The 26126-nt window shown below is 56.3% G+C and carries 25 protein-coding genes and 1 tRNA gene; 10 read left to right on the top strand and 16 right to left on the bottom strand.

The genetic code is table 11. The features are described from left to right. Nucleotides 1-12 precede the first annotated feature (12 nt). Complete coding sequence (gene rutB, locus ACUTQW_RS00580) at nt 13-759, bottom strand: pyrimidine utilization protein B (RefSeq protein WP_197912827.1); 747 nt, start codon at nt 757-759, stop codon at nt 13-15. Continuing rightward, the gene (rutA, locus tag ACUTQW_RS00575) at nt 759-1859 is read right to left on the bottom strand and encodes a pyrimidine utilization protein A (protein ID WP_004942872.1); all 1101 of its coding nucleotides are present in this window, start codon (nt 1857-1859) and stop codon (nt 759-761) included. Before rutA ends, rutB begins: the two co-directional genes overlap by 1 nt. A 333-nt stretch (nt 1860-2192) precedes the next feature. On the opposite strand from rutA, the gene rutR reads away from it, so the two are divergent. Then, on the top strand, nt 2193-2831 hold the full coding sequence (gene rutR / locus ACUTQW_RS00570; protein WP_004942877.1) for an HTH-type transcriptional regulator RutR: 639 nt from the start codon (nt 2193-2195) through the stop codon (nt 2829-2831). A 52-nt stretch (nt 2832-2883) separates the two neighbouring features. On the opposite strand, the gene cycA is transcribed toward rutR, so the two are convergent. After that, nucleotides 2884-4284, bottom strand: coding sequence for a D-serine/D-alanine/glycine transporter (cycA, locus tag ACUTQW_RS00565; RefSeq protein WP_006324602.1), 1401 nt, complete (start codon nt 4282-4284; stop codon nt 2884-2886). A 349-nt stretch (nt 4285-4633) separates the two neighbouring features. Here cycA and ACUTQW_RS00560 point away from each other — a divergent pair. Continuing rightward, nucleotides 4634-4709 (top strand) — tRNA-Lys (locus ACUTQW_RS00560). 300 nt (nt 4710-5009) lie between these two features. On the opposite strand, the gene ACUTQW_RS00555 is transcribed toward ACUTQW_RS00560, so the two are convergent. Then, on the bottom strand, nt 5010-5375 hold the full coding sequence (locus ACUTQW_RS00555; protein WP_020438817.1) for a cell envelope integrity TolA C-terminal domain-containing protein: 366 nt from the start codon (nt 5373-5375) through the stop codon (nt 5010-5012). A 139-nt stretch (nt 5376-5514) separates the two neighbouring features. After that, nucleotides 5515-6009 (bottom strand): DedA family protein, encoded by a 495-nt coding sequence (locus tag ACUTQW_RS00550; RefSeq protein ID WP_006324604.1) that lies wholly within the window; start codon nt 6007-6009, stop codon nt 5515-5517. Between the two features lie 201 nt (nt 6010-6210). Between ACUTQW_RS00550 and ACUTQW_RS00545 the strand changes: the two genes are divergently transcribed. Then, nucleotides 6211-6510: a putative quinol monooxygenase gene (locus ACUTQW_RS00545; RefSeq protein ID WP_006324605.1), complete on the top strand. Its 300-nt coding sequence runs from the start codon at nt 6211-6213 to the stop codon at nt 6508-6510. A 105-nt stretch (nt 6511-6615) separates the two neighbouring features. On the opposite strand, the gene ACUTQW_RS00540 is transcribed toward ACUTQW_RS00545, so the two are convergent. Genes ACUTQW_RS00540 through ACUTQW_RS00520 form a run of 5 tightly spaced genes read right to left on the bottom strand, consistent with a single transcriptional unit; the run spans nt 6616 to nt 12480 of the window. Continuing rightward, a complete protein-coding gene (locus ACUTQW_RS00540; protein WP_006324606.1) occupies nt 6616-7341 on the bottom strand; it encodes an enoyl-CoA hydratase-related protein in 726 nt (241 codons plus the stop codon). Beyond that, complete coding sequence (locus tag ACUTQW_RS00535; RefSeq protein WP_006324607.1) at nt 7334-8506, bottom strand: MFS transporter; 1173 nt, start codon at nt 8504-8506, stop codon at nt 7334-7336. Before ACUTQW_RS00535 ends, ACUTQW_RS00540 begins: the two co-directional genes overlap by 8 nt. Next, nucleotides 8503-9714, bottom strand: a complete 1212-nt coding sequence (gene hemA, locus ACUTQW_RS00530; RefSeq protein ID WP_020438818.1) for a 5-aminolevulinate synthase — start codon at nt 9712-9714, stop codon at nt 8503-8505. The genes ACUTQW_RS00535 and hemA overlap by 4 nt, the downstream gene beginning before the upstream one ends. Nucleotides 9715-9729: 15 nt before the next feature. Continuing rightward, nucleotides 9730-10941 carry an acetyl-CoA C-acyltransferase gene (locus ACUTQW_RS00525; protein ID WP_020438819.1) on the bottom strand — a complete coding sequence of 404 codons (1212 nt, stop codon included), beginning with the start codon at nt 10939-10941 and terminating at the stop codon, nt 9730-9732. Between the two features lie 9 nt (nt 10942-10950). Beyond that, nucleotides 10951-12480, bottom strand: coding sequence for a 3-hydroxyacyl-CoA dehydrogenase NAD-binding domain-containing protein (locus tag ACUTQW_RS00520; RefSeq protein WP_006324610.1), 1530 nt, complete (start codon nt 12478-12480; stop codon nt 10951-10953). Between the two features lie 350 nt (nt 12481-12830). Between ACUTQW_RS00520 and ACUTQW_RS00515 the strand changes: the two genes are divergently transcribed. Both ACUTQW_RS00515 and ACUTQW_RS00510 read left to right on the top strand, forming a co-directional pair. After that, nucleotides 12831-13547, top strand: coding sequence for an autoinducer binding domain-containing protein (locus ACUTQW_RS00515; RefSeq protein WP_006324611.1), 717 nt, complete (start codon nt 12831-12833; stop codon nt 13545-13547). A gap of 178 nt (nt 13548-13725) precedes the next feature. Next, a complete protein-coding gene (locus tag ACUTQW_RS00510; protein ID WP_004942906.1) occupies nt 13726-14154 on the top strand; it encodes a universal stress protein in 429 nt (142 codons plus the stop codon). A gap of 44 nt (nt 14155-14198) precedes the next feature. Here the strand turns inward: ACUTQW_RS00510 and ACUTQW_RS00505 are convergent, their stop codons facing one another. The 5 genes from ACUTQW_RS00505 to ACUTQW_RS00485 form a co-directional block, all read right to left on the bottom strand. Then, the gene (locus ACUTQW_RS00505) at nt 14199-15212 is read right to left on the bottom strand and encodes an Ldh family oxidoreductase (RefSeq protein ID WP_006324612.1); all 1014 of its coding nucleotides are present in this window, start codon (nt 15210-15212) and stop codon (nt 14199-14201) included. A gap of 18 nt (nt 15213-15230) precedes the next feature. After that, on the bottom strand, nt 15231-16796 hold the full coding sequence (locus ACUTQW_RS00500; RefSeq protein WP_006324613.1) for an APC family permease: 1566 nt from the start codon (nt 16794-16796) through the stop codon (nt 15231-15233). A gap of 44 nt (nt 16797-16840) precedes the next feature. Continuing rightward, complete coding sequence (locus ACUTQW_RS00495) at nt 16841-18451, bottom strand: aldehyde dehydrogenase (NADP(+)) (RefSeq protein ID WP_037432644.1); 1611 nt, start codon at nt 18449-18451, stop codon at nt 16841-16843. A 56-nt stretch (nt 18452-18507) separates the two neighbouring features. Then, nucleotides 18508-19428 (bottom strand): dihydrodipicolinate synthase family protein, encoded by a 921-nt coding sequence (locus tag ACUTQW_RS00490; RefSeq protein ID WP_006324615.1) that lies wholly within the window; start codon nt 19426-19428, stop codon nt 18508-18510. A gap of 208 nt (nt 19429-19636) precedes the next feature. Next, a complete protein-coding gene (locus tag ACUTQW_RS00485; RefSeq protein WP_004942921.1) occupies nt 19637-20482 on the bottom strand; it encodes an AraC family transcriptional regulator in 846 nt (281 codons plus the stop codon). Nucleotides 20483-20872: 390 nt separating this feature from the next. On the opposite strand from ACUTQW_RS00485, the gene ACUTQW_RS00480 reads away from it, so the two are divergent. From ACUTQW_RS00480 to ACUTQW_RS00465, 4 genes are read left to right on the top strand one after another with little or no spacing between them, the layout of a single operon-like run. Beyond that, the gene (locus ACUTQW_RS00480) at nt 20873-21820 is read left to right on the top strand and encodes a 4-hydroxyproline epimerase (RefSeq protein WP_004942924.1); all 948 of its coding nucleotides are present in this window, start codon (nt 20873-20875) and stop codon (nt 21818-21820) included. Further along, nucleotides 21820-22941: an NAD(P)/FAD-dependent oxidoreductase gene (locus ACUTQW_RS00475; RefSeq protein ID WP_006324616.1), complete on the top strand. Its 1122-nt coding sequence runs from the start codon at nt 21820-21822 to the stop codon at nt 22939-22941. Before ACUTQW_RS00480 ends, ACUTQW_RS00475 begins: the two co-directional genes overlap by 1 nt. Then, a complete protein-coding gene (locus ACUTQW_RS00470; protein WP_004942928.1) occupies nt 22938-23198 on the top strand; it encodes a (2Fe-2S)-binding protein in 261 nt (86 codons plus the stop codon). Before ACUTQW_RS00475 ends, ACUTQW_RS00470 begins: the two co-directional genes overlap by 4 nt. Beyond that, nucleotides 23191-24453 (top strand): NAD(P)/FAD-dependent oxidoreductase, encoded by a 1263-nt coding sequence (locus ACUTQW_RS00465; protein WP_006324617.1) that lies wholly within the window; start codon nt 23191-23193, stop codon nt 24451-24453. The genes ACUTQW_RS00470 and ACUTQW_RS00465 overlap by 8 nt, the downstream gene beginning before the upstream one ends. A 261-nt stretch (nt 24454-24714) precedes the next feature. Here the strand turns inward: ACUTQW_RS00465 and ACUTQW_RS00460 are convergent, their stop codons facing one another. After that, nucleotides 24715-25074 (bottom strand): hypothetical protein, encoded by a 360-nt coding sequence (locus ACUTQW_RS00460; protein WP_004942932.1) that lies wholly within the window; start codon nt 25072-25074, stop codon nt 24715-24717. Between the two features lie 223 nt (nt 25075-25297). Between ACUTQW_RS00460 and ACUTQW_RS00455 the strand changes: the two genes are divergently transcribed. Beyond that, nucleotides 25298-25996, top strand: coding sequence for an extensin-like domain-containing protein (locus ACUTQW_RS00455; RefSeq protein ID WP_020438821.1), 699 nt, complete (start codon nt 25298-25300; stop codon nt 25994-25996). The last annotated feature ends 130 nt before the right edge of the window (nt 25997-26126 follow it).

Below are 26126 nucleotides of genomic sequence, written 5' to 3'. Positions count from 1 at the left end.
AGCAGGCAAAACTCATGCCGTTTGGCTGAGTGGAGCAATGAGCGCATCGCAGAAACTGTCGACGTCCGACACCCAACCAAAGAAGGTTTCGATATTGTACAGCGCCGCCTGCTGGGCAAACTGCGGCCCAGCCTGGTGAGTGGCGTCCGCCAGCACCACGCCGAAATATTCGAGGAAGAAGCCGTCGCGCAATGTGGATTCCACGCAGACGTTGGTGGCGATGCCGGTAAACACCAAATGGTGAATGCCGTAGGAGCGCAACAGGCTGTCGAGTTGGGTATTGAAGAAGCCGCTGTAGCGCGGTTTCGGGATCACGATATCGCCCGGCTGCGGCTGCAGTTCGTCTACCAGATCGTAGTCCCAGTCGCCCTTGGCCAGCAGCTTGCCCATCAACTCCGGGCGCTTGCGCATGGTTTTCAGCGCGTTGGATTTATGCCAGTTGGGCGAACCCTGGCCGCCGGCTTCGACATACTGATTGTCCCAGCCGTTCTGGAAAAAGATCACCCGGATACCGGCGGCGCGCGCGGCGCTGATGGCGCGTTTGATATTGGCGATCACCGGGGCGGTGGCCGAGACGTCAAAACCGGCGAGGTCAAGGTAGCCGCCTTGCGAAGCGTAGGCATTTTGCATATCGACCACGATCAGCGCAGTTTCCTGCGGCGCAAAGGCGATGGCCTCCGGGCGGGCGGGCAGAGTGACGGTGGCACCGGTTTCCGGCGATTGGCGGTGCACCACCGGCTGGTTTTCAACAATTTTCATCAGGCTACCTCACGGCTTTCAGCGGTTTTTGGGCAAACGTCGGCGCGGCTTTTCATCAGCGGCTGGATGCGCTCGCCGAAGTCTTCCACCCCTTTCACGAAGTCATCGAAGGTCAGCAGCACGCCTTCGGTACCGGGCACGGTAGCGATCTCATCCATCATGCGCGCCACGTTGGCGTAAGAACCGACCAGCGTACCCATATTGATGTTGACCGCCGAGGTCGGGTCCGCCATCTGGCGTACGTTGGTGTCGGCGCCGGATTTAGTGTCTTTGCCGCTTTGTTCGGTCAGCCAGGCCAGCGCTTCGGTGTCGGCACCGGCTTTATAGCTTTCCCATTTGGCGCGTGCGGCCTCGTCGGTCTCATCGGCAATGATCATGAACAGCACATAGCAGGCGACGCTGCGGCCTTCGGTATCGGCGGCGGTTTTCAGCCGTGCTGCCGTCGGTGCGAAGGCGGTCGGGGTGTTGACGCCCTTGCCGAAGCAGAAGTTGTAATCGGCGTATTTAGCCGAGAAGGCCATGCCGGCGTCACTCTGCCCGGCGCAGATGACCTTGATGTCCGCCTGCGGCTGCGGGCTGACGCGGCAGTCGTCCATCTGGAAGAACTCGCCTTTGAAATCGGACTTGCCGGTGCCCCACAGATCGCGCAGCACCTTCACGTATTCCGCCAGATAGTCGTAACGGCGGCCAAAGTAATCGTCGCCCGGCCACATGCCCATCTGCTCGTATTCCGGTTTTTGCCAGCCGGTCACCACGTTCAGGCCAAAGCGCCCGTTGGAAATAGAGTCGATGGTGGAGGCCATCCGCGCGACGATCGCCGGCGGCATGGTCAGGGTCGCGGCGGTGGCGTAAATCTTGATGCGCGAGGTGACTGCGGCCAGCCCGGCCATCAGGGTGAAGGACTCCAGGTTGTGATCCCAAAACTCGGTTTTGCCGCCGAAGCCGCGCAGTTTGATCATCGACAGGGCGAAATCAAAATTGTAATGCTCGGCCTTCTGCACGATGGTTTTGTTGAGTTCAAACGTCGGTTTGTATTGCGGAGCATTGCTGGAAATCAGCCAGCCGTTGTTGCCGATCGGGATAAATACGCCAATTTTCATTTGAACACCTCGGGTCTGCGAATGGGACGGTTCACGCGCTGCTTGAATGCTTCCTGCGGGTTCCAAATTGCGCGGCGCTTGTCAGGGTGTTGCAAACACAGTGCCAGTTTTTAAAAGAGTATGTTTATCAATTGATTGGAGTCGATGTGTAATCGGGTTGTTGAGTGAATGGTCCAAAATAGACCATTTGGTAAAAAATATGTGCACAAAAATCAGGCGCAGTTGCCCGTAAAAGGTGCAAAAAATCCCCCGAAAGGAGTAGGTAAATGCGTGGGTTTCACTCAGTGGCTTTGTTATGCTGATGACCGAATCAGGTGACGCCAAGGAGCTGCAGTGAAGCAACAACCCGTTAAACCGCCTACGCGCCGCTCGCGCGCGGTGGCCGCAAAACGCAGCACTATCATGGATGCGGCACTGGAGTTTTTCTCGCTGTACGGTATTCACGGCACCAGTCTGGATCAGGTGGCAGAGCGCGCTGACGTGTCCAAAACCAATTTGCTTTATTACTTCCCTTCGAAAGAAGAGCTGTACGTTGCGGTGCTGAAAGGTATCCTCGACGTGTGGCTGGCGCCGCTAAAAGCGTTGCGTGCCGATCAGGAACCCTTGCAGGCCATTCGCGAATATATCCGCCTTAAATTGGACGTGTCCCGCCATCACCCGCAGGCTTCGCGGCTGTTTTGTCTGGAGATGATCCAGGGCGCTCCGTTATTGAAACTGGAGTTGCAGGGAGGGCTGAAGGCGTTGGTGGACGAGAAATCCGCGATGATTGAGCGCTGGATCGCCGAAGGCCATATTGCGGCGGTGGAGCCGCATCACCTGATCTTTATGCTGTGGGCCACCACTCAGCACTATGCGGATTTTTGGGTGCAGGTAGAGGCGGTGACCGGCAAAACACTGGACGATGAGGCGTTCTTTCAGCAGACGGTGGACAACGTGCAGCGGGTGATTATCGACGGGATACGCCCGCGTTAATCGTCTAAAGAGGGGGAATGCAGGGGGATAAGCGATTATCCCCCTGTTGCTTTTAGGCGGTTTTTTTCTTGCGCAGGAATACGTAAGACAAACCGAGCACCACAAACCACAGCGGCGTGACGATCAGCGCCTGGCGGGTGTCATCGCGCAGCGACAGCAGCACCAGCACAAACACGAAGAACGCCATGCACACCCAGCACATCAGCTTGCCGGCCGGCATCTTGTAGATCGATTTCTGGTGCAGCGCCGGGCGCTGTTTACGGTAAACCAGGTAAGAACACAGGATAATGGTCCAGACAAACATAAACAGAATGGCGGATACGGTAGTCACCAGCGTAAACACCGTCATTACGTTCGGGATCAGATAAATCAGCACCACTCCGCCCAGCAGGCAGATGCAGGAGAAGGTCAGGCCGTTAGCCGGCACCGCGCGCTTGGACAGATTGGCGAACGACTTCGGCGCATCGCCTTCCTGCGCCAGGCCGAACAGCATGCGGCTGGTGGAGAACACTCCACTGTTGGCGGAAGAGGCGGCGGAGGTCAGCACCACAAAGTTGATCACGCTGGCGGCAGCCGGCAGGCCGATCAGCACGAACAGCTCAACGAACGGGCTTTTATCGGCAACTACCGAGTTCCACGGCGTGACCGACATAATCACGATCAGCGCGAACACGTAGAACATGATGATGCGGATCGGAATGGAGTTGATGGCGCGCGGCAGCACTTTTTCCGGATCTTTGGTTTCAGCCGCGGTGGTGCCCACCAGTTCGATGCCGACAAAGGCGAACACCGCGATCTGGAAGCCGGCGAAGAAGCCGCTGATGCCTTTCGGGAACATGCCGCCGTCATTCCACAGGTGTGAGAACGACGCTACGGTGCCGGTAGGGGACTGGAACTGCATGGCGATCATCACCAGCCCGGCGACGATCAACCCGACAATGGCGACGATTTTAATCATCGCAAACCAGAATTCCATCTCGCCAAACATCTTTACCGTCGCCAGGTTCAGGCCCAGCAGCAGCAATACGCACAGCAGCGAGGCGATCCACTGCGACAGCCCGGGGAACCAGAACTGGGCGTAGGCGGTGATCGCCACCACGTCGGCGATGCCGGTGACAACCCAGCAGAACCAGTAGGTCCAGCCGGTAAAGAAACCGGCCCAGGGGCCGAGCAGATCGGCGGCGAAATCGCTGAAGGATTTATATTCCAGGTTGGAGAGCAGCAGCTCGCCCATGGCGCGCATCACGAAAAACAGCATAAAGCCGATGATCATGTACACGAAGATGATGGAAGGACCGGCCAGGCTGATGGTTTTGCCGGACCCCATAAACAAACCCGTGCCGATAGCGCCGCCGATGGCGATCAGTTGAATATGTCGGTTAGTTAGGTTTCGCCGTAGATGATCTTCTGACGCAGGCGTCGCGTCTGTGGCTATTTTGGAGTGATCTACCATCTGATGATGTCCTGTTTTACCTGTCATGGGTGAAATAGCGAGCTCTGAAGTGGCTCTTTTTTATACGATTATCCGGTTGGCCCGGCTTTAGTAAGGTAGTGCAATAACGCCACCTTTGTGCAACATGTTTACAACATTTATGCGAGGGATAAAAGTCGATTATTCTTTACACCGAGGAGGCAAATCGGACGTCTTGGGGGCGGAAGATTACTCCTCGTGGTAGCAGATTAATAGCCCTAAGCAGCCTTATCTTGTTGATAAAACAGAGGGTTGAAAATATCGCATGAGAAAAAGTAATGGATGTAAGCGTTTGACATTGATGGCGGAGAGGCGAATAATTTAACCCGTTGGGTCGTTAGCTCAGTTGGTAGAGCAGTTGACTCTTAATCAATTGGTCACAGGTTCGAACCCTGTACGACCCACCAACAAATCATGTGGTTAGCGGTTCTTTGCGTCTTGATTTTTTTCGCTATGGGACAAATTTGGGACAGGCTTCGCAAAAATCGCATCTCTCTGGTGCCGATATTCAGTTAAGTGATCTGACGCAAGATAAGCCTGACTTCGCACTCTTCTATCGCCCCCAATCCCCCACAATCCAGCAAAATTGATAATGAAAGTCTTGCCAGAATTCACCCTATAGGCGGTGTGTTCAGGTGTCGAAAACGAAGGTTGCTACCTTTGCATAGCTGTGGCCCCTTGTCTGAGGGGATTTGCTTTGCCGAACCCTAGGTTCGCTGCGGCTGAAAGACGATCACGAGTTTTTTGAAGGTTGTATAGGTTTTTTCATCCGGCGGTACCGGGATCTCTGCTGAGAAGACGGCAGTCATGCCCGCTTCGCACAGCGGCGTAAAACCCTCAACATTATTGATGTCGGTGACCTTACCCTGGCGGTTCAGGGATATGGACATACTGCATTCTTGCCCGTAATAGCTGTCCTTTATGATCGTTTCCGTAAGTATTGCGTTGGTCACATCGTGGTAATAATCCGTTATCGCGACGCCGGTGCGTTTTGGCTCAGGGTAATTGCTGTTGCATGCGGTTAAGCTGAGCATAGCCAGGAGGGCGGTGGTGGCGTTTCGCAGGAGAGGCATTTTATTCCCTTAAGTACTGATCAGCTTCATCTGAAGCTCGTATCCCATCTGAAGATAAACGTTATTATACCCTATCATTCACCCTCTTAGAGCTTATCGCCGCGGTCTTTTGGAGTGGGGTAGAAAGGTGCTCGCTGTTTTACAGTAGTTGGCCAACAGACATCAACGCCACCGCCCAAATCCCGGCGGAGAGCGCACTGGCACAGTAGACCTGTTTGCGCGGCAGCGAAATCATGCCGGCGACCAAAGGTACGGTGTAGCGCATCACGGCCAAAAAACGCGAGATAAACAACAGTGCCACGCCTTTTTGCTGCAAGGCTGACTTAGCCTTGTGCAGCGCGCTGCGGTACCTGGCCGGCAACCACCTCCCGTGTTCACGGCCCTGGAGCAATGCACCGCAATGGAAAGATAAAACGGAGCCGAGCATCGCACCCAGAGCAATCGCCCCCCAGACGTAGCCGTCTGCCAGTACCGGTTTGCCGGCGACAACGCCCAGCATCAGCGTAATCGATGCCGGCGGCAGCAGCGAAGAAATAAAAATAACCGACTTGCCGAACGAAAACAGGAAGATGAACAGCAGCAGAAAGCCCGGCTCCGGGCTGTATTTGGCGATAATAAGTGTCCATTCCGCCATGAAAAATCCTCATAAAATATGTCTGAGAGCCAGTGTCCCATTGCCCGCTTCAATAAAGGTTAAATATTGGGCAAGGAGCGACGTTTTACTCGGTAACTTGCGTTATCTACGGTTCTGACGCGGTGCCGTTCGGGTGCATAAGGATAAGGATTCAGGGTAGAGTGGGCTCACATGATAGATAGCTGAAAGGGAAAAGGCGCCATGCTGAAGGTGATTGCTGAGGATTTTATCAAGATCGATTGTGTTGAAACGGTGATGCCGCTGTATCGGGAACTGGTGGAGAAAACCCGGCAGGAGCCGCTTTGCCTCTCCTATGAACTGTTTATCGATCACCAAGACCCTGGGCATTTTATTTTTGTCGAGGAGTGGCCCGATCGGGCTGCATTGGACGTACATTGCCAAACCGAACATTTCACGCGGCTGGTACCCTTGATCAACCAGCACCAAAGCAAGCCCTGTACCTTTCTGTTTATGAAGCCTTTTTCTTCCACGACGGATTAAAAGGGCAAAAAAATCCCCGCAGAGCGGGGTCAATGGCTTCTCAAACACGGTCTTGTAGTGCTTAAACGTTAGACTGCGAATGATTACCATTCACTAAGAATGTTCTCAAAAGGAGGGGGTTGCCGCTTGCCGCACCTGTTCAACCCAGCTCTGCTGGTAGCCAAACGTCGGCGTCTCATACTGCGTTAATCCATAACGGACAATGGCCTTCACCGCCCGGCTGGCGAGCGGATTTTTTTGCGCGATTTGCCGGGCGATGCTCAGCGCTTCATCCTGTGCCGAACCTTCGCTGATACGAGAGATAGCGCCGTGCCGCCAGGCCTCCTCCGCGCTTATTGTTCGGCCGGTCAACAACCAGTCGAGGGCGATATAAGGAGAGATCCGTGCCGGTAGCCGTGAACACCCTCCTTGCGCCGCAATCAACCCCAGCCCTGTTTCCGGGAAACTGAATCGTGCGTTGCGATTGGCGACGATCAGGTCGCAGGCCAACGCAATCTCGAAACCGCCGCCGTAGGCAATGCCATCGACGGCGGCAATGAGGATCTTGGCAAGGTGGGCATGCACGATGCCGCCAAATCCCTCAGGTTCGACCACCGGCAACTCCCCCAGGCGGAACGCCTTCACGTCCATCCCGGCGGAAAACGCCTCAGGATGGCCGGTCAACACAATCGCCCGCACCCTGTCATCCTGCTCGGCCCGTTGCAGATAAGTTTGAACCAGACGCGCCATATCCAGATTGATGGCGTTCTTTTTCTCCGGCCGATTCAGGGTGATAACGGCAACGCCGTCATCATGGCGTTCATAAAGCACCGTAGGCAGCAGGTCATTCATGGGCTTTCTCTCCCCGGAAGAAGAACAGTGTCAGCAGCAGGGCGATGGCCCCCAGCGGCAGTGAAAACAGCGGCAGATAATAGGCCGGCAGCGTATACAGCGTCAGGCCGCCGAGCATGCCGCCGGCGGCGATGCCGGCATAGAGTACGGAGCTGTTCAGTGAGACGGTCAGTGCGCCAAAGCGTTTCGATAGCGACAGCAAGTGGTGTTGGATCGGCACCAGATACATCCAGCCGGTAATGCCCCAGACCAGAAAGATCGCCAGCACCCACCAAGGGGAGGTGACGTAAAAGGTGAGCAGAAACAGCGAGACCGTTTGAATGGCCACCGAAAACAGCAGCACAAACTTGCTGCCGAGGGCATCGGTCAATACGCCGGAAACGAAATTGCCGATAACGGCCCCTACGCCGAATACCAGCAGCGCGATCGGCAAAATAGCTTCCGCGCCCAACTGGGTATGTTTCAGCAGTACGCTGACATAGCTATAAACAATATGCTCGGAACAGACGGCAAAGAAGGTGATCAGCAACGTGGTCAACACCGCTTTTTGTCGCAGCGGGGCAAGCCGCTCCTTCAGCGTGTGTTTACCCGGTGCGGCAATGGCGCGCAGCGCCAGTGAAAGCCCCAGCAGCGAAACGGCGCCCAGCAAGGCAATCAGCAGAAAAATCTCCCGCCAACCGATCAACTTGGCCAGGAAGGTGCCAAAAGGAATGCCAAGGGCGATTGCCAGCGTCATGCCGCCGTAAACTATCGAGATGGCCAGCCCGCGGCGCTTTTCCGACACCAGCCCGACCGCGGCGGCGGCGGCTTGCGGCGTGTAGGCCGCAGCCCCCAGCGCCGCCAGCACGCGACCGGCAGAGATTTGCAAAAAACTGTCGGCAAATGCGCAAGCCAGATTACCGGCGATAAATAATACCAGGGCGATCTGTAAAATATGCTTGCGGTTGAGGTTACCAAACAGCCAGGCGGTCAGCGGGGCAAACAGCATATAGGCGAGGGCAAACACCGAGATTAACTGCCCCGCCTGAGCGGGGCTGACAGTAAAGGTGTCGGAAATCTCTGTAAGCACGCCGGCGACGATAAACGCATCGGTGCCAATGGCAAAGGTGCCGGTCGCCATCAGACAAAGCGTGAGAAAATGGCCGTTATAATCCGTCAACTTCATCCTGCTCTCCGTAATTCATTGGCGGCCCAGACGTTGCCCAATGCCGCCAGGAAATAGTCCACATCCTCATGAGTATGGGCAGAGGTCGGCGTGACACGCAAACGCTCGCTGCCTGCCGGTACCGTCGGGGCATTTACCGGTTGCACATAAATATCGTACTCATCGAGCAGCACCTTGCTGATGTGTTTGTTCCGGTGCGGATCGCCGACCAGCACCGGCAGAATGTGGCTGTCTTCCGAAACCAGCGGGATACCGGCGGCGCGCAGGCCGGACTTAAGATGATCGATAATCGCCAGCAGGTGTTTGCGTTGATTGTCATGCTCAAGATTGTATTTAAAGCTGGCCAACGCGGCAGCCACCACCGGCGCAGGGGACGACGTACTGAAGACAAAGGCCGGCGACCAACTGCGTACCGCCTCGACCACCACGCGTGGTGCGGCGATATAGCCCCCGGCGGCACCGTAAGATTTGCCGAAGCCGCCCTGGATAATAGTGATCTTATCCAACAGGCCCAGTTGCTCGGCATAGCCCAGGCCGCGATGGCCGTAAACGCCGGCGGAGTGGATCTCGTCCAGGTAGGTCAGCGCTTGATATTTCTCCGCCAGCTCCACAATCTGCGCCAGCGGTGCGAAATCGCCGTCCATCGAATAGAGCGACTCGAAGGCGATTAACTTGGGGCGATCAGGATCGGCCGCCTGCAGGAGCTCTTCAAGGTGCGCTACATCATTGTGGCGGAAGATTTTTTTCTCCGCCTTACTGTAGCGGATGCCGTAAATCATCGAGGCGTGGTTAAGCTCATCGGAAAATACGATCAGATTGGGAATGGCGTCGCAAAGGGTGGACAACGTGGCGTCATTGGCCCCGAAGCCGGTGGTGAACAGCAACGCGGACTCTTTGCCGTAGGCGCGGGCCAGCAGCGTTTCCAGTTCGCTGTGGTAGACCGAGGTGCCGGAAATGCTGCGGGCGCCGCAGGTGCCGAGACCGACGCGATTCACCGCCTCGGTGGTAGCCAGGATGACTTTGGGGTGATGGCTCATCGCCAGATAATCGTTCGAGCACCAGACGTTCAGGCGGCGCTCTCCGTCCGGCCCGTGGCTGGTGGCCCAGGGTTTATCCACCACGCTGCGTTCGAGGTTAAGGAACTCGCGGAACCGTCCCTGTTTTTTGGTTTCGGCCAGTTTTTCTTCAAGAATGTTTAATACGCTCATACGGAATTCCTTGCATTAGAGGGCTTTAATAACCAATGAAACGCCTTGGCCGACACCGACACACATCGTCACCAGCGCGTTGTTTACCTGCCGGGCGTTGAGTTCCAGCGCGGCGGAAAGCACCAGTCGCGCGCCTGACATCCCGAGCGGATGACCGAGGGCGATGGCGCCGCCGTTTGGGTTGACCCGTGTATCGTTGAAATCGATACGCCAGTTTTTCAGCGCGGCCAACACCTGTGCGGCAAACGCCTCATTAATTTCAATCACGTCAAAATCGTTCAGGGTAAAGCCGGTTCGCGCCAGCAACCTGTCGGTGGCCGCGATCGGCCCGATACCCATCACCGACGGGGCAACGCCCGCACTGGCGCTGTCGCCAATCTCCGCCAGCGGTTGCAGCGACTTGCGTTTCACATAACGGCCGGAAGCCAGCAGCAGTACGGCCGCTCCGTCGTTGATGCCGGATGCGTTGCCGGCGGTGACCGATCCCTCGACGCTAAAGGCCGGTTTCAGCGCATGGAGCTTTTGCAGCGTGGTCTGGCGTGGAAATTCATCCTGTTCGAAGGTCTTGCGGGTTTTACGATCCACCTGCACCTCGAGTGGCGTGATTTCCCTGGCCAATCGGCCATTTTCAATGGCACGCCAGGCTTTTTGCTGTGAGTTCAGGGCAAAAATATCCTGATCTTCACGGGATATTTGGTGTTGCCGAGCCACGTTCTCCGCCGTAATGCCCAGCGGATCGCAACCATAGCGCTCCGCCAACTGCGGATTGACAAAACGCCAGCCCAAGGTGGTGTCGTACAGCTTGACGCTCTTGTCGAAAGGCGTTTCGCTTTTGCCCATCACATAGGGCGCCCGGCTCATGCTTTCTACGCCACCGGCCAGCACCAGTTCGCTGAGACCGCTTTTTATTTTTGCGCTGGCGTAGATCACGGCATCCAGCCCGGATGCGCATAGCCGGTTCAAGGTTATGGCCGGTACGCTCTGATCCAGGCCAGATAACAGCGCCGCCATGCGGGCGACGTTGCGGTTGTCCTCACCGGCTTGATTGGCGCAACCCAGGATCACTTCATCGATATCCGGCTCCGCATCAGGGTGCCGTTGCAGCAGTGCCCGAATAATGGCCGCCGCCATATCATCCGGACGCGTCAGCGCCAGACTGCCGCCGTAAGCGCCGATAGCCGTGCGCGTGCCGTCGATCAGATAGACCCCGTCGTCTTTAATCGTCATCATTTTTCCTTAGGGCGCTACGGCCAGCTCAGGCCGGGCCGCGTTCAGCAATGAGTAATGCGGGTAATAGCGCGCGGAGTGCAGCAGTTGCGCCATGTTATCCAGCGTCGATTTCACGTTTTTCTGCCCGAGCTGCGCCAACCAGGCAAAAATACCGTCGGCATAGTTCACGCCGGCCACGGCGGCGATATCGATATCTGCCCGGCTGCAAACGCCGCTCTCCACCATGATCACCGATTCATTGATCAGGCTGCTCAGTACGCGGGCAACGATCAGGGCAGGGGAATCTTTAATAAACTCCACCTGAGCGATGAGGGTTTGCAGCAGCGTCAGAAACAGCGCTTTATTCGTCTCTGTGGCATGTTGATTGTGGGCGGCCACCAGATAGGCGGTGTCGGCGTAGTTCAGCGCGGCGTCAATCACGAAGGTGTCGAGAGCGGTTAAGCCGGCGAGCAGGTTCGCCGTTCTGCCATCAGTGATTTTGATCGCCAGCCTGTTATTCATCAGGATAAAACGCCCCAGTTCCGGCCGTTCCGGCAACCGCTGAACGCGCAACGCAGGCCAGGTGGCCAAAGCGCGCTGTTGCAGGTGATCGAATAAAGCGTGTTCACCATAAAAATGCAGTGAAGTTGGCGTGTCGCCCTCAGTGGTCGGGTTGGGCGGCGTCGCCGGTTGGGAAGCAAAAAAAGAGCGCCCGTTTTTCCTCCCCAGCAGCCCGGCATCCACCAGCGAGCGTTGCAAATGACCAGGGGTATAGCGAGGGTCGAACTGCATATCCTGCCAAATCTGCTTGCTGACCTGGTAGTTGATATCCTGGCCGATAAAATCCGTCAGTTCTAAAGGCCCCATGCGAAAATGCCCGCCGGCCTTGAGGGCGCGGTCGATCTGTGGCGCCAGCGCCACGTTCTCCTCCAGCAGCCGGAACCCTTCCAGATAGAAAGGCCGCGCCATGCGATTAACAATAAAGCCCGGCGTGGCTTTGCAGACCACAAACTGTTTACCCAATGCTATTACCAACTTCTGGCAGCGTAGGCTGGTGGCGTGGGAGGTAAAATAAGAGGGAATGATTTCGATCAACTTCATCAGCGGCGCCGGATTGAAAAAATGCAGGCCGATAAAGCGCGGGTTGTTTTCCACCCCTGCCGCCAGTTTGTTCAGCGACAACGAGGAGGTATTGGTCGCAATGATCGCCTCCGGTTTTACCGTAGCCGCAATGGCTGCCAGGATTTCATGCTTGGTTTGCTCATCTTCCGCAATGGTTTCAATCACCAGATCGCTGTCGGTTATGGCGTCAAAGACGGCCGAGAAAATAATATTGGCTAATATCTGGCCTTTTTTCTGCAGGGTTATTTTTCCGTTATCTATTTTTCTGTCCAGGTCGCTGACAATATAGTCACGGGCCTGATTGAGATTATTACCATTGCGATTATAAAGTACGGTTCGTATGCCGTTCAGTGCCAGGAGGTAGGCGATGCCTCTGCCCATGGTCCCCGCACCAATAACGGCGGCTGAACGGATTGCCGAATTATTCTCTGCCATAGAAAATCCCCGTGAGTATTTTTCTGCATTGCCAAATTCGCAAATGCTTATAATTTATTTGGATTTGGAACGACACTAGGGTGCCTAAGGCGAAGGTAATGGGTGGCGAGATGACTGTCTAACGGTAAAACTGACAGGTTTACAATAATAGGCGCTTATGGTATTCGCGTAATTTATCAGTCAGGGTCGGTTTTAACGCGTTATTTATTAGCTATAGAGGTGATGATAGCTTTTTTTGTTATAGCCATTGTATTTTTTATACTATGAAACGGCTGTTGTAGCCAGGGAGCCACACTATAGTTAATGTTACTTATCGATTGCCGGCCCAGCTTTCTGGAGAACGTGTTTTTATGGATAACCGCATTCAGCCTTTGATGGACGCTTTACTCGACAGTGTGCACGACCGCGAGCTTTTTTTACGTCGTCTGGAACCCTGCGCCCAGGCACTGGGCTTTGAGTACTATTCCTACATTGTGTTTTCCTGCTACCCGGCCAGCCGACCCAAAATGCTGATAGAGGGAAATTATCCTGCAGAATACCTGGAGGACTACCGCAAGCTGCGGGTGTATTTGCAGGACCCGGTTATCGATCAGGCCCATCATTCCACGCTGCAGTTTCATTGGGACGAAGAGTTCTATCAAGATAAACCGGAACTGTGGTGGCGTATGGCACAGTTCGGTATCCGTGAAGGTTGGTCACAGTCAATCAAGGACTGCTACGGTCGGTTGGGCATTCTCACCTTTGCCGGCAAAAAAATCCCTGAGCAGTCGCCGGAGGCCGGTGCGCGTAACGAAACCTTTTTCCTGTGGTTAGCGCAGATTACTCATAAAACGTTGCGCGAAGCATTAATATCGGTGAACGACGAGGCGATCAAAGACGTGTTGACGTTGCGTGAAAAGGATATTTTACGCTGGTGCAGCGAAGGCAAAACCTCAGAGGAAATTGCCATGCTTATGGGGTTGAGTGAAAGAACGGTGAATTTTCACATCGGTAATTCGATTAAAAAATTGTCAGTTGCCAATAAAACTGCCGCCACGGCGAAAGCGGTGTATTTGCAACTCATTTAACTGATATTGCAATAATTAATCGACTAGCTGTTAACCTCGCTATGTTTATATTTTGTTAAATAACCAATTATCCCGGCCAGGAGTTACCGGCGATCACAAAAGCACGAGAAAGCGGTTCACGCACCATTCTCCCGGCAGTACCCTATAGGCACCAAGGTTTACATAGAAGGGATGTAATATGTACAAGACCATACTAGTGCCGATAGATATTGAAGAAGATCTGCTGACGGAGCATGCGTTGAAGAATGTCGAGTACCTGGCGAAAATCTCCGGAGCCAAAGTGCATTTCTTCCACGCGTTGCCGGATGCCTCGGCGTTCGTTACCGCCTATTCGTTTGGCATCAAGGAGTTTGAGAATCAGGCGGAAGTAAAAGCGGTCGATAAGCTCAAGAAAATCATGTCGGAAATTGATATTCCACTGGAGCGTCTGGATTACACCATCAGCTTTGGCTCCCCGCGCGATCAGGTGCTGGAATTGGCTGAGGAAATCAAAGCGGATTTGATCATCATCGGTTCGCGCCGCCCGAGCGTGAAAACCTACTTGCTGGGATCTAACGCTGCGGCTATTGTGCGCCACGCCAATATCTCGGTCATGGTTGTCAGATAATTGGTTAAATCAGGCCCGCAGCTCAGTTTGCGGGCCTGTATCATTTAGCGGCAGAGGGCCACAATTTCTTCATACAGCGCCAGCGGCAAGGTCACGCCGTGTTGCTCGCTGTATTGCCGCATCTGAAAACGCCGCTCCCCTGGAATACGTGCCCCTTGCCCGGACATATCGGCGAACAAGGCTTCCGCTCTGGCAAAGTGAACCGCGCTGTCGGCCCCCATAAAACGTTCGGGATCCATGGCGATAATCAGTTCGCCGCCATAAGGGGAGGAGCCGCTCTGCCGATCGTAGGCCAGCGATTCCTTACTGGTCATATCGCCAATCAATGGTCCGGCAAGCAGTTCAACCATCGCTGCCAGCGCAGATCCCTTATGGCCGCCAAAGGTCAGCATCGCGCCCTGCAACACGCTGGCCGGATCGGTTGAGGGTTGCCCCTGTTCATCAATACCCCATCCTTCCGGCAGCGGCGTGCCGGCGCGGTGGTGCAGCTCGATTTCGCCACGTGCCGCGGCGCTGGTGGCCATATCGAAGATAAACGGCGGGCGCTGCGGACGCGGCCAGCCAAAGGCGATAGGGTTGGTGCCGAACAACGGGCGGGTTCCCCCGGCGGGGGTAACCCAGGCATGGCTGGGCGTGCAAGCCAGCGCCACCAGCCCTTGATCGGTTAAGGGTTCAATATCGGCCCACAGGGCGGAAAAATGTACACAGTGGTTAATGGCCAACGCCGCTATGCCGTTAGTGCGCACTTTGTCGACAAAAGCTGGGAGTGCGCGGCGATAAGCCAGCAGTGAAAAGCCGTCGTTGGCGTTCACCCGCAGGATCGCCGGAGCGCTGTCGATAAGCATCGGAACGGCGTCGGCGGACACCTTGTCGGCCAGTAGCGAGCGTACGCAGCCAAGCACCCGGTACAAGCCGTGCGAGGCGCAGCCATCACGTTCGCCGGCGGTCACATTCTGTGCGACGGCATCAGCATGTTCAAGGCTGAAACCGTTGCTGCGCAGTGCACGCAGCGCGAGATGATAGGCCTCGCTCAGCGATAGCGTCTGGGTTTGCGTCATGAGATTTCTCCTTTGCGGTTACTCTTCTTCATCACCGTCGAAATTCGCCTTGGGCAAACAGGTATAGGCACCCCAGTAGTAGATCACCAGCGCAATGACCGCCACCGTCAGGGTATCCCACGGGTGACCGATGGCGTTGATACCGCCAAAGCTACCGAGATAAGACGCCACAATAATCAGCGCGTAGAAACCGATCAGCCACAGTGAGGACCAAATCTGCTGCCGGAGGCTGACGGCATGGGTGGGCACCTTGTTTTTGAACAGGATATAAACCACGAACATCAGGATCTGCAGGCCTAGCAGCCAGGAAACGGTGTTCCAGCCGGACCAGTAGACGATGAGTGCCGATATGATGAATGACACCGGGCCGAGTACGCAAAAGCCCCTCACGAAGAACGGCCGATGCAGGTCCGGCGCATTACGCCGCAGGCCGGCGGCGGTGACGGGCGCAATGGCGTAACTCAGTACCAGCGCGGCGGATACTACGCCGATCAGCTTCTCCCAAGAGGGGAAGGGCAGCGTCCAGAAGATCGACAGACCAAAGGTTAGCCACAGCGCGGGGCGCGGAATGCCGGACGCCCCGTCGACGCGGGTAAAAATTTTAAAGAAGGTCCCGGCGCGCGCCCAACCGTAGATCACCCGTGGCGTGGCATTCATATAGATATTGCCGGTGCCGCTCGGCGAGATAATCGCATCGCTCACCACCAGGAACGCCAGCCAACCCATGCCCAGCGTGATGGCGATATCGCGATAAGGCAGTGAGAATTGCTGGCTGATACCGGCCCAACCCCCGCTAAGCATCTCGCTGGGAATGCTGCCGAGGAAAGCCACCTGCAACAGCACGTAGATGATGGTGGACAGTACCACAGACAGGATCAGCGCGATGGGAATCGTACGTTGAGGGTTTTGCACCTCGCTGGCGACCGAGATAATCGGCGTCAGGCCGAGATACGCGAAGATAATCCCGCCCGCCGAAATGGCTGCTTCCACCCCGGCGGAACCAAAGGGGGCAAAGCCTTGACTGTACAAATTTTCGGGTTTGAAGAAGTTGAACAGCACCACGATCACCAACAGCGGCACCATGAATTTAATCACGCTGATCAGGTTATTGGATTTGGCAAAGGTTTTGACGCTGTAGTAGTTAAGGGCGAAGAAGAAGCACAGCAGCACTAGCTGTATCCCCCAGCCGAATAGCGTCGGGTCGCCGGAGCCGGGTTGGCTCAAAAAGGGAAACCAGGCGGCGGCGTATTGGCGGGCGGCGACGATCTCAATCGATATCAGGCTGGAGAAGGCGATCAGGGTGATAAACCCCAACAGATAGCCCATCAGCTCGCCGTGGGAAAATACCGGATAACGGATGATGCCACCGGCGCGCGGCAGTGCCGCACCCAGTTCACAATAGACGATACCGAGCAGTAAAACGGCCAGGCCGCCGATAAGCCAGGAGTAGATGCCCGCCGGGCCGGCAATGGAAGAGACGTGGCTGGCGGCGAACAGCCAGCCGGAACCAAATATAGCGCCCAGACCGATAAACGTCAGATCGGTGAGCGTAAGCTGCTTCTTGAATTTGCCTTGGGTTGTCATAGGGTTACCCTTTTGTTATTTGATGGCATGCAGATACGGCCTGGCTAGTCATTGGCAGATAAAGTAATGGGATCCCGGGTATAAATGCCGTTAACCAGCCGTAACAGGCCAAGTGGGTTGCTGTCTTGCAACGGCGGAGGCAGTAACGCCGCCGGGTAATTCTGCAGGCAGACCGGGCGCAGGAAACGTTCGATGGCCAGCGTGCCTACCGACGTGCCGCGTACATCGCTGGTTGCCGGATAAGGGCCACCGTGCACCATGGCGTCACAGACCTCTACCCCGGTGGGATACCCGTTGAACAGCACTCGCCCGGCCTTGTGCACCAGCCGTTGAGCCAACGGCGCCGCATCGGCGTGATCATCTTCGTCGGCCAGCAGGGTGGCGGTCAGTTGCCCTTGCAGGCTTTCCAGCACGGCAGCCAGTTGACGGTTGTCTTCCACTGCCACCAGGATCGCCACCGGGCCAAAGACTTCCTCCTGAAGCAGAGGGTTGCCGCTCAGCAACAGATTGACGTCGGCCTGATACAGTTGCGGTGCGGCCAGATGCGGTTGCTGCTCGCGGTTGCCGGCCAGATGGCGGATACCCGGCGTCTCTTCGAGCGCTTTTAATCCATTGCGGTAATGCGTCAGCGTGTCGGCATTCAGCATAGGCTGGGGTGCGGCAACATTTATCTGGGTGTTTAACTCGTGAATCAGCTGACGGAATGCTGCGCCCTGTAGGCCGAGAATCAACCCTGGCTTGGTGCAGAACTGGCCGCACCCCAGAGTGAATGAGGCAACCAGTTCCTGTGCGATTTTCTGCCCACGCCGGGCCAGAGCCTGGGGCATCACGATCAGCGGGTTAATGCTCGACATTTCCGCGAATACCGGAATAGGCTGCGGGCGGCACATGGCCAGATCGAACAAGGCTCTGCCACCCCGCAGCGAACCGGTAAAGCCCACTGCCTGAATTGCCGGGTGTTGCACCAACTCTGCGCCAATGCGATCGCCGTAAATCATGTTGAACACCCCTGCCGGGATTTGCAGTTGTTCTCGGGCCCGTTCAATCGCCTGCGCGGTTAGCTCTGCGGTGATCATATGACCGCCGTGCGCCTTGAACACGACCGGGCAACCCGCAGCCAACGCGGCCGCCGTGTCACCGCCAGCAGTGGAGAACGCCAGCGGAAAGTTGCTGGCGCCGAACACCGCTACCGGGCCGATAGCGGTGCGATACTGCCGCAGATCCGGGCGCGGTAATGGCGCTCGCTGCGGCAGGGCGCAGTCTATGCGTGCGCCATGCATATCGCCGCGACGCAACAGAGTGGCGAATAACCGCATCTGACCGCTGGTTCTGGCGCGCTCACCGCTCAGGCGAACCAATGGCAGGGCGGTTTCCTGCATGGCGAATGCGAAGAAATCCTCCTCCAGCGCGTCCAACTGATCGGCAATGGCATCAAGAAACGCCGCCCGGCGCTCGGCGGCGATTTGCGAATATGCGGTGAAGGCCTGCGCGGCGGCCTCGGCTGCGGCTGCGGCTTCAGCGGCGGTGGCCTGATGGAAGCGATGGCCGGTTGGCTGGCCGTTATCGGCACGCAGGCTGACCAGCGTAGCTTCTCCGCTGGCACGGCGTTCGCCGCCGATAAACTGTTGGCCGCTGATGGTATAGATGTTGGGCATGTATCCCCCGTCAGGAAAATGAGAGTGCCCGGCAGACGGCCGGGCGAAGGTGGCGATTACAGGCCGACGTCCGGCAGTTCGGGGCGGGTTGCCAGCGCTTTTTTGATCACTGCCGTGACTTCCGCCAACGTGTCGTCTTGCAGCGCCAGGCGTGGGGGACGGGTAACTGCGCTGCCGCGGCCCACCAGCTCTTCACACAGTTTGATGCACTGCACCAGATCCGGCCGCGCATCGAGGTGCAGCAGCGGCATAAACCAGCGGTATAGCGACAACGCTTCTTCAAAGCGCTTTTGCTTCGCCAGGCGGAACAGCGTTTCTCCCTCACGTGGGAAGGCGTTGGACATCCCGGATATCCAGCCTTCGGCCCCGACGGCGATGCTTTCCAGCACCACGTCATCCAACCCGGCGAACAGGACAAAACGATCGCCAACCTCGTTGCGTAGATCGATAAAGCGGCGGGTGTCGCCGGAAGAGTCTTTGAAACACACGATATTTTCACAGTCGACCAGCGAGGTCAGGATGTCGGGCGTTACGTCGTTTTTGTAAATGGGTGGGTTGTTGTAGACCATGATCGGCAGATCGGTGGCGGTGGCGACGCTGCGAAAGTGTGCGGCAGTTTCGTGGGGTTTGGCGGAGTAAACCAGTGCAGGCATCACCATAATGCCGTCGACACCGGCTTTTTGCGCTTCGCGTGCCATATTGCGCGCAAAGGCGGTGGTGAATTCGGCTATGCCGGCGATCACCGGCACCTGGCCCTGGGCCGCATCCCGCGCTACCTCAATGACCGACAACTTTTCCTGTACCGTCAATGACGTGTTTTCGCCGACGGTGCCGCACACCACCAGACCTGAAACGCCGTCCTTGACCAGATTTTTGATTACCGTATGAGTGGCGTCGAGATCCAGAGAGAAATCACTGCGAAACTGGGTGCTGACCGCCGGGAACACGCCGCTCCATTTAATGGCTTTATGACTCATAGTGTTTATCCTGTCGTCCAAGTTTGTTAATCGATGGTGAACTCTTGGTGAAATCCAACCACAGATTGACCTGTATTGTTCGCAGGGGCTTGACGGTTTTCGCCGAATGCCACGACGAAATTGGCACAGTAACGCAGATCATCGGGCGGCAAAAAACCTGAGGGTTCTTCCGCCGAGAAAAGAGAGCAGGGGGAGTAATATCAGCCGGTTAAGGGATTATCGTTAGCCGGAAATCGCGAGGGGTCAAGCCGGTCATCGACTTGAACTGACGGCTGAAAGCGCTGTGATCGGTATAGCCGCACTGCAGGGCAATGTCGGTGATGGGTAAATCACCGGCCAGCAATTCGGTCGCTTTTTCCAGCCGAACCTTGTGGATCATCTGGCGTGGCGTGAGGTGAAAAATGCGTTTGCAGTAGCGTTCGATCTGCGCCACGGAAAGAGCGGTGAGCGTTGTTAGCTCCTCGAGGGCGATCGGCCGGGCGTAATGCTGGCGAATATAGACGTCGATGGCCGCCAGCCGTTGATAGGCCGGGTGATTGGCTTTGGCCTCCTGCAGGTCATGCGAGATGCCCGCCATGCCAATGATTTTGCCTTGCGCGTCATACAGCGCCAGTTTTTGTGTCAGGCACCAGCCGGTTTCCCGACCGTTATACAGATGCATTTCCAACTGATCCTGAATCAGCACCCCGTGGCGCAACACCCGGAGATCCTGCTCGGTGTAACCTGAGCCAAGCTGCGCGGGAAAGACGTCCGCTGAGGTTTTTCCCAGCAATGGCATGACGGTTTTGAAACCACAGCGCTTGGCCAGCGTCAGGTTGGCCAACAGGTAACGCGCCTGCGCGTCCTTGATAAAGAACACCACGTTGGGGATGGCGTTGAGCAGCGGGGCGATCAGCGCCAGCGAATTCAGCAATTCGTGCAGGTTGTTGGGGCGCTGTTGCGCCAGGCCATCGCACAGGCGGGACAGCTGTTCTACGGCGAATACGTCATCTTCCTGCTCATCAATAACGGGCTGGGGAGGAGTAACAACCTGATGGTCATGGGCTAATCGCATAGCAATACCTTTTCCCGCTGTTTGACACCGAACCTGAGGCGGTTCGGGCAGGCCATTCTTGGCGCCGTTAATCAATATTAACTTTCTGATAACTTTTCAAGCGCAGCTGCCAAATATGCGCATTGCCGCATACTTTTTCTTTTTGCAGATCGGTTTTTAGCAAATAAAACGGCTGCCACCTCGCAGTTTTAGAAATAGCACATCAATAACATAATGATAAATAAGTCATTCTTATGGCATTCGAAACGGAGCTGTGCGAGGTCGGGTAAACGCCGCTGCGGGCATTGTGCTGATTTCTGCATTTGCCGCGCCGAAATGCATCAAGCCGCCGTCGGCGTATTCGGTCAGGCTAAGGCTATCGGTAACATGTCATTAACCCAGGAGGCTCCGATGGCACTTTCTTCGCATTTCACCGGACTGCGGGCAATCGATTCCCACACCGGCGGGGAACCCACCCGATTGATTATCGAAGGATTCCCCGATCTGGGCAGCGGCAGTATGGCGGAACGCAAGGCATTGTTTGCACAGCAGTATGACGACTGGCGCTGCGCCGTCATTCTGGAGCCTCGCGGCAATGATGTGCTGGTTGGGGCATTGTTGTGCCAACCTTGTTCACCGCAGGCCGCCGCCGGGGTGATTTTCTTCAACAATGCCGGCTATCTGGGCATGTGCGGCCACGGCACTATCGGGCTGGTCGCCTCGTTGGCTTATCTGGGGCGGATCAGCGCCGGGGAGCATTTGATTGAAACCCCTGTCGGTACGGTCAATGCCACGCTGCACCAGGACGGCAGCGTCACGGTGGAAAACGTGCCCGCCTACCGTTATCGCCGACAGGTGGCGGTCGAGGTGAAGGACTATGGCGTCGTGACGGGCGATATTGCCTGGGGGGGGAACTGGTTTTTCCTGGTTGCCGAACATCCTCTTGCCATTACTACGCAAAATCTGGAGGCGCTTACCGCCTTCTGCTGGGCGGTACGGCAGGCGCTGGAGCTGGCGGGCGTTTATGGGGAAGACGGCGGTGTTATCGATCATATTGAACTGTTCGCCGCCGACCCGCAGGCTGACAGCCGCAACTTCGTGCTATGCCCCGGCAAGGCCTATGACCGTTCGCCCTGCGGTACCGGCACCAGCGCCAAGTTGGCTTGCCTGGCGGCCGACGGCAAATTGCCTCCGGATGAAGTCTGGCGCCAGGCTAGCGTGATTGGCAGTGAGTTCAGCGGCTATTACCGGCGCAATGGCGATCGCGTAATCCCTTTTATTCGCGGGCAAGCTTACATTTGCGCCGACAGCCGGTTGCTGCTGGATGAGCGTGACCCCTTCGCCTGGGGAATACGGTGATGGCCGTCGGCAGGTGCGCAGAGGCGATAGTGGTAGGCGCCGGCATTATCGGTGCAGCCTGTGCCTGGCGGCTGGCACAGGAAGGGCATCAGGTGTTATTGGTGGATAATCAGCGCCCCGGTGCGACGGCAGCAGGCATGGGGCACCTGGTCTGTATGGACGATAATCCCGCTGAATTGGCCTTGAGCGCTTATTCGCTACAACTGTGGCGCGGGGTGCTGGAGCGCATGCCGGAGAGTTGTGCCTGGCGCGGTTGCGGCACGCTATGGCTGGCAGAGCGGGAAGGCGAGATGGCTATTGCCGAACTAAAGCAGCGGCGAATGGCGGAGTATGGCGTGCATAGCGAGGCGCTCAGTGCTGCGCAGATTGCTCGTCTTGAGCCCATGCTGCGGCCCGGTCTGGCGGGTGGGTTGCAGGTGCCGGGCGACGGCATTGTCTATGCGCCCAACGTCGCCCGATGGTTACAGGTTGATGCCGGGTCGGCAATCAGGGTGATTGCTGATGAGGTGGTCATGCTGGAGGAACAAGCGGTGGTGCTGGCCAGCGGTAAGCGCCTGACGGCCCCTGCAGTGGTGCTTGCCTGCGGCTTGCAGGCCGATAGGTTGTTGGCGCAGCCGTTGCTGAAAGCCAAAAAAGGGCACTTGGCGATCACCGATCGTTACCCGCAGAGGGTGCGCCACCAATTGGTTGAATTAGGTTATGGTGCCAGCGCACATGCCAGCGGCGGCACTTCAGTGGCATTTAACGTTCAGGCGCGCCCAACAGGCCAACTGCTGATTGGTTCTTCGCGACAATTTGATTCACCCGACGCCGATATCGACTTGCCGCTGCTGGCGGCAATGCTGATGCGCGCGGAGGCATTTTTACCCGCGCTGGCGCAACTGAATATTATCCGTTGCTGGACAGGTCTGCGCGCCGCTTCGGCCGATGGTTTACCGCTATTGGGGCCGCACCCGCAACATCGCTGGTTATGGTTGGCATTGGGACATGAGGGGTTGGGGGTGACGACCGCGTTAGGCAGCGCCGCACTGATTGCGGCGCAGATCCAGCATCACCGGCCGGCGATTGACGATACTCCCTATCTTGCTGCACGGGTGTTTAGCGAGGCGTTGTCGGTATGAGCGAAGAACTGAGTTTGCTGATGCTAACAATTGATGGTGAAAGCCTGCACGTGCCTGAGGGTTGCAGCGTGGCAGCAGCGCTTAGCCTGAGCGGGCAGGATCGCTGCCGTTACTCGGTCTGTCGGCTACCGCGAGCGCCGTTTTGCGGCATGGGTATTTGCCAGGAGTGTCGTGTCACGGTGAACGGTCTGCGTCGGTTGGCGTGCCAGACCCTGTGTCAGCCTGGGATGCATATTGAGAGGATCAATGATGAGTAACCTCGCGTGCGACGTGCTGATTATCGGCGCAGGGCCTGCCGGGTTAGCCGCAGCTTGCACCGCTGCACAAAGCGGCCAGTCGGTGTTGATGCTTGACGATAACCCTAACCCAGGTGGACAAATTTGGCGCGATGGGCCGGGAGTAATGTTGCCGGTACTTGCGCAGCAGTATCGGCAGGCGGTTGGGGCGCTGAATAACGTGACGTTGCTTAACGCCGTCAAAATCGTGGCCCATTGCGGGCGGCAGCAAATCCTCTATGAGAGTGCTGTGGGTAGTGGACTCGTCGATTATCAACGCTTGATCTTGTGCTGCGGTGCGCGGGAGCTTCTGTTGCCGTTTCCCGGCTGGACCTTGCCTGGGGTGACCGGTGCCGGTGGGTTGCAGGCACAGATAAAACAGGGGCTGCAAATTAAAGGGGAACGGGTGGCCATTGCCGGCAGTGGGCCGTTGCTGCTGGCGGTGGCCGATAGCGTTACCAAAGCCGGTGGTGACGTGGTGTTGCTGGCGGAACAAGCGTCTGCTCGGCGGTTGGCGGGGTTCGCCAGCGGGCTGTGGCGCTGGCCGACAAAGCTACATCAGTCATTGACTCTGCTGCATCGCCGTTATCGCCCTGACAGCTATGTGCTGGCGGCGTTGGGTGGGCAACGGCTGGAAGCGGTGAGGGTTCAGCAAGGCAGGAGAGTGGCGATGCTGCCTTGCGATCGGTTGGCCTGCGGTTTTGGACTGGTGGCAAATATTGAGCTGGCAATGCATTTGGGGTGCCGCATTTCCAATCACAGGGTCGCTGTGGACGAGTGGCAGCAAACCAGTCTGCCGCAGATTTATGCCGCCGGAGACTGTACCGGCGTTGGCGGCAGTGAGTTGGCTCTAGCCGAGGGAGCCATCGCCGGTTATGCCGCAACCGGGAATATGGAACAGGCGCAAGCATTAATGGGGCAGCGTGATAAGTGGCGGCATTTCGCTGGAACGGTAGAGCGCGCTTTTATGCTAAACCCTGCGCTGAAAACACTGGCGATGCCTGACACGCTGCTGTGCCGCTGCGAGGATGTGCCGTTGGGGCAGGTCTGCGAGTTCTCTGGCTGGTCGGCGGCCAAGCTGGGCAGCCGCTGCGGTATGGGAGCCTGTCAGGGCAAGATTTGCGCGACGGCGGCACGTCACCTTTTTGGTTGGCCGTTGATGGCCCCCCGGATCCCATTGACGCCGGCCAGAACAGAAACGCTGGCTCGGCTGGGCCGCACCGAGAGCGACGGATAAGCATGCTACACTCAGGCATAATAACCAGAGAGTTCGGGTGGGCAAAGGATGACAAATGCACTGATTACGCTGGCACTATGTCTGTTGCTGATGCCGTTGTTGTTATGGCTGATTGGTCGTGCTCTGTCGGCCACAAAGGATAAAAAGCCAGAGAGAAATAAGTCTAAACCGAAGGCTGGCATGCCACACGGCGACGATCAATAACTTCCGGTTGCAGGCAGGGTTACAGGGTTCGGCATGCCGAACCCGTTGCCCGCTTTGTCAGTACTGTGGCCAGTAATAGGTTTTCTCGTGCCAGCCTTTGCCATACATGCAGGCTTCGATGGTCGCCGAGCGGGCGGCCTCATTGCGATCATTCTGTACCGTTTTGAACGAGGGTTGTTTTTCGTAACGGTAGCCTTCTGGACAATCCTTCTTGTCTTTTTTACAGCTTTTGTATTGGTTTTCGTAGGCAAACTCAAAATCTCTCACCATATCTGGTGGAAAACGTTCATACCCCTTGCCTTTGCATTCGGCATATTCCGCATCGCGGGTGGCGTTGCCAGCACCGGGTTTTTCCCATTGGGTGCAAGCGGTCAGTGTCAAGAATGGCAAAATAATCAAAAAATTATACGTCTTCATGGTCTCCCTAACTCTTTCTGTCGTCCTAAATACACGTGCTAAGAATCATCCTAGACAAGGCAAGGCAGGAGTGTAATAAAATGATGTTAAAATTGGAAATGATAATAATTATTGTTTAGGTAAGATTGAGGTTACGCTGGCGAAGCCTATTATGTGGCTTTAAAGTCGCAGCCGATAATGCTGTGGGTAAGTGCTGAGGTTTTGGGTTTAGGGGGTGAATGGCATGCGACGTACGCTCGTTTTACTTTCGGTATTACTGGCGCTGGCTATGCTGCTGCCCTGGGCAAGCCGTTATTTACCCCCAGGCTATCATCCTTTCTCTCCTTTAACGCTGGACGATCCCCCAACCCTGGTCACGCGCCTTAAACTGCGGTTGTTGGCCAATGCTCCTGTGGCTTGCATGGCCATTTTGACTCAGGCAAGGGACGCGGGGCGTATCGCTTTTAGCCTGCCTGGCGACAGCCAGGGCAAATGTCCGCTGGTTGCGCCGGTGCGGGTGCAAAATTTTGGTGAGGTACGCCTCAGTTCCAGTTTTCTTGCCAGTTGCCCGCTGGCGCTGAGCAGCGCAATGTTCGTTGGGCAAATCGCCGCGCCGCAGGCACAACGGCAGTTTGGCGTGAGGCTGGCGCGTATTGACCATCTTGGCAGCTACGCTTGTCGCAATATCTATCATCGACCAGTGGGAAGGCTCAGTGAGCATGCCACTGCGGAGGCTTGGGATATTGCCGGTTTTCGTCTGGCGAATGGTCAACGGCTGACAATATTGCGCGACTGGCCGGAGCAAAGCACTGCGGGAAGTTATCTGAAAGCGCTGTTCGAAGAGGGATGTGGCTTTTTCGGCAGTGCGCTAGGCCCGGAATATAATGCCGCTCATGCAAATCATTTTCATTTTGGCATGCAGGGGTATGGGTTGTGCAGGTAAATGGTAATGGCGAAAACGAGTAATAAAGCAATAATATTTTTTGGTTATAGTGTCGATACTAAGTTTTTTCTGATTTTATGTCCGGTATATTTATAGGATTTTTACCTAAGAGGTGTGGTTTATTTTTAGC

The organism is Serratia sp. TSA_7, assembly GCF_052692135.1.
Note: the sequence above shows the minus strand (reverse complement) of the source record. Positions and strands in the feature narration are given on the sequence as shown.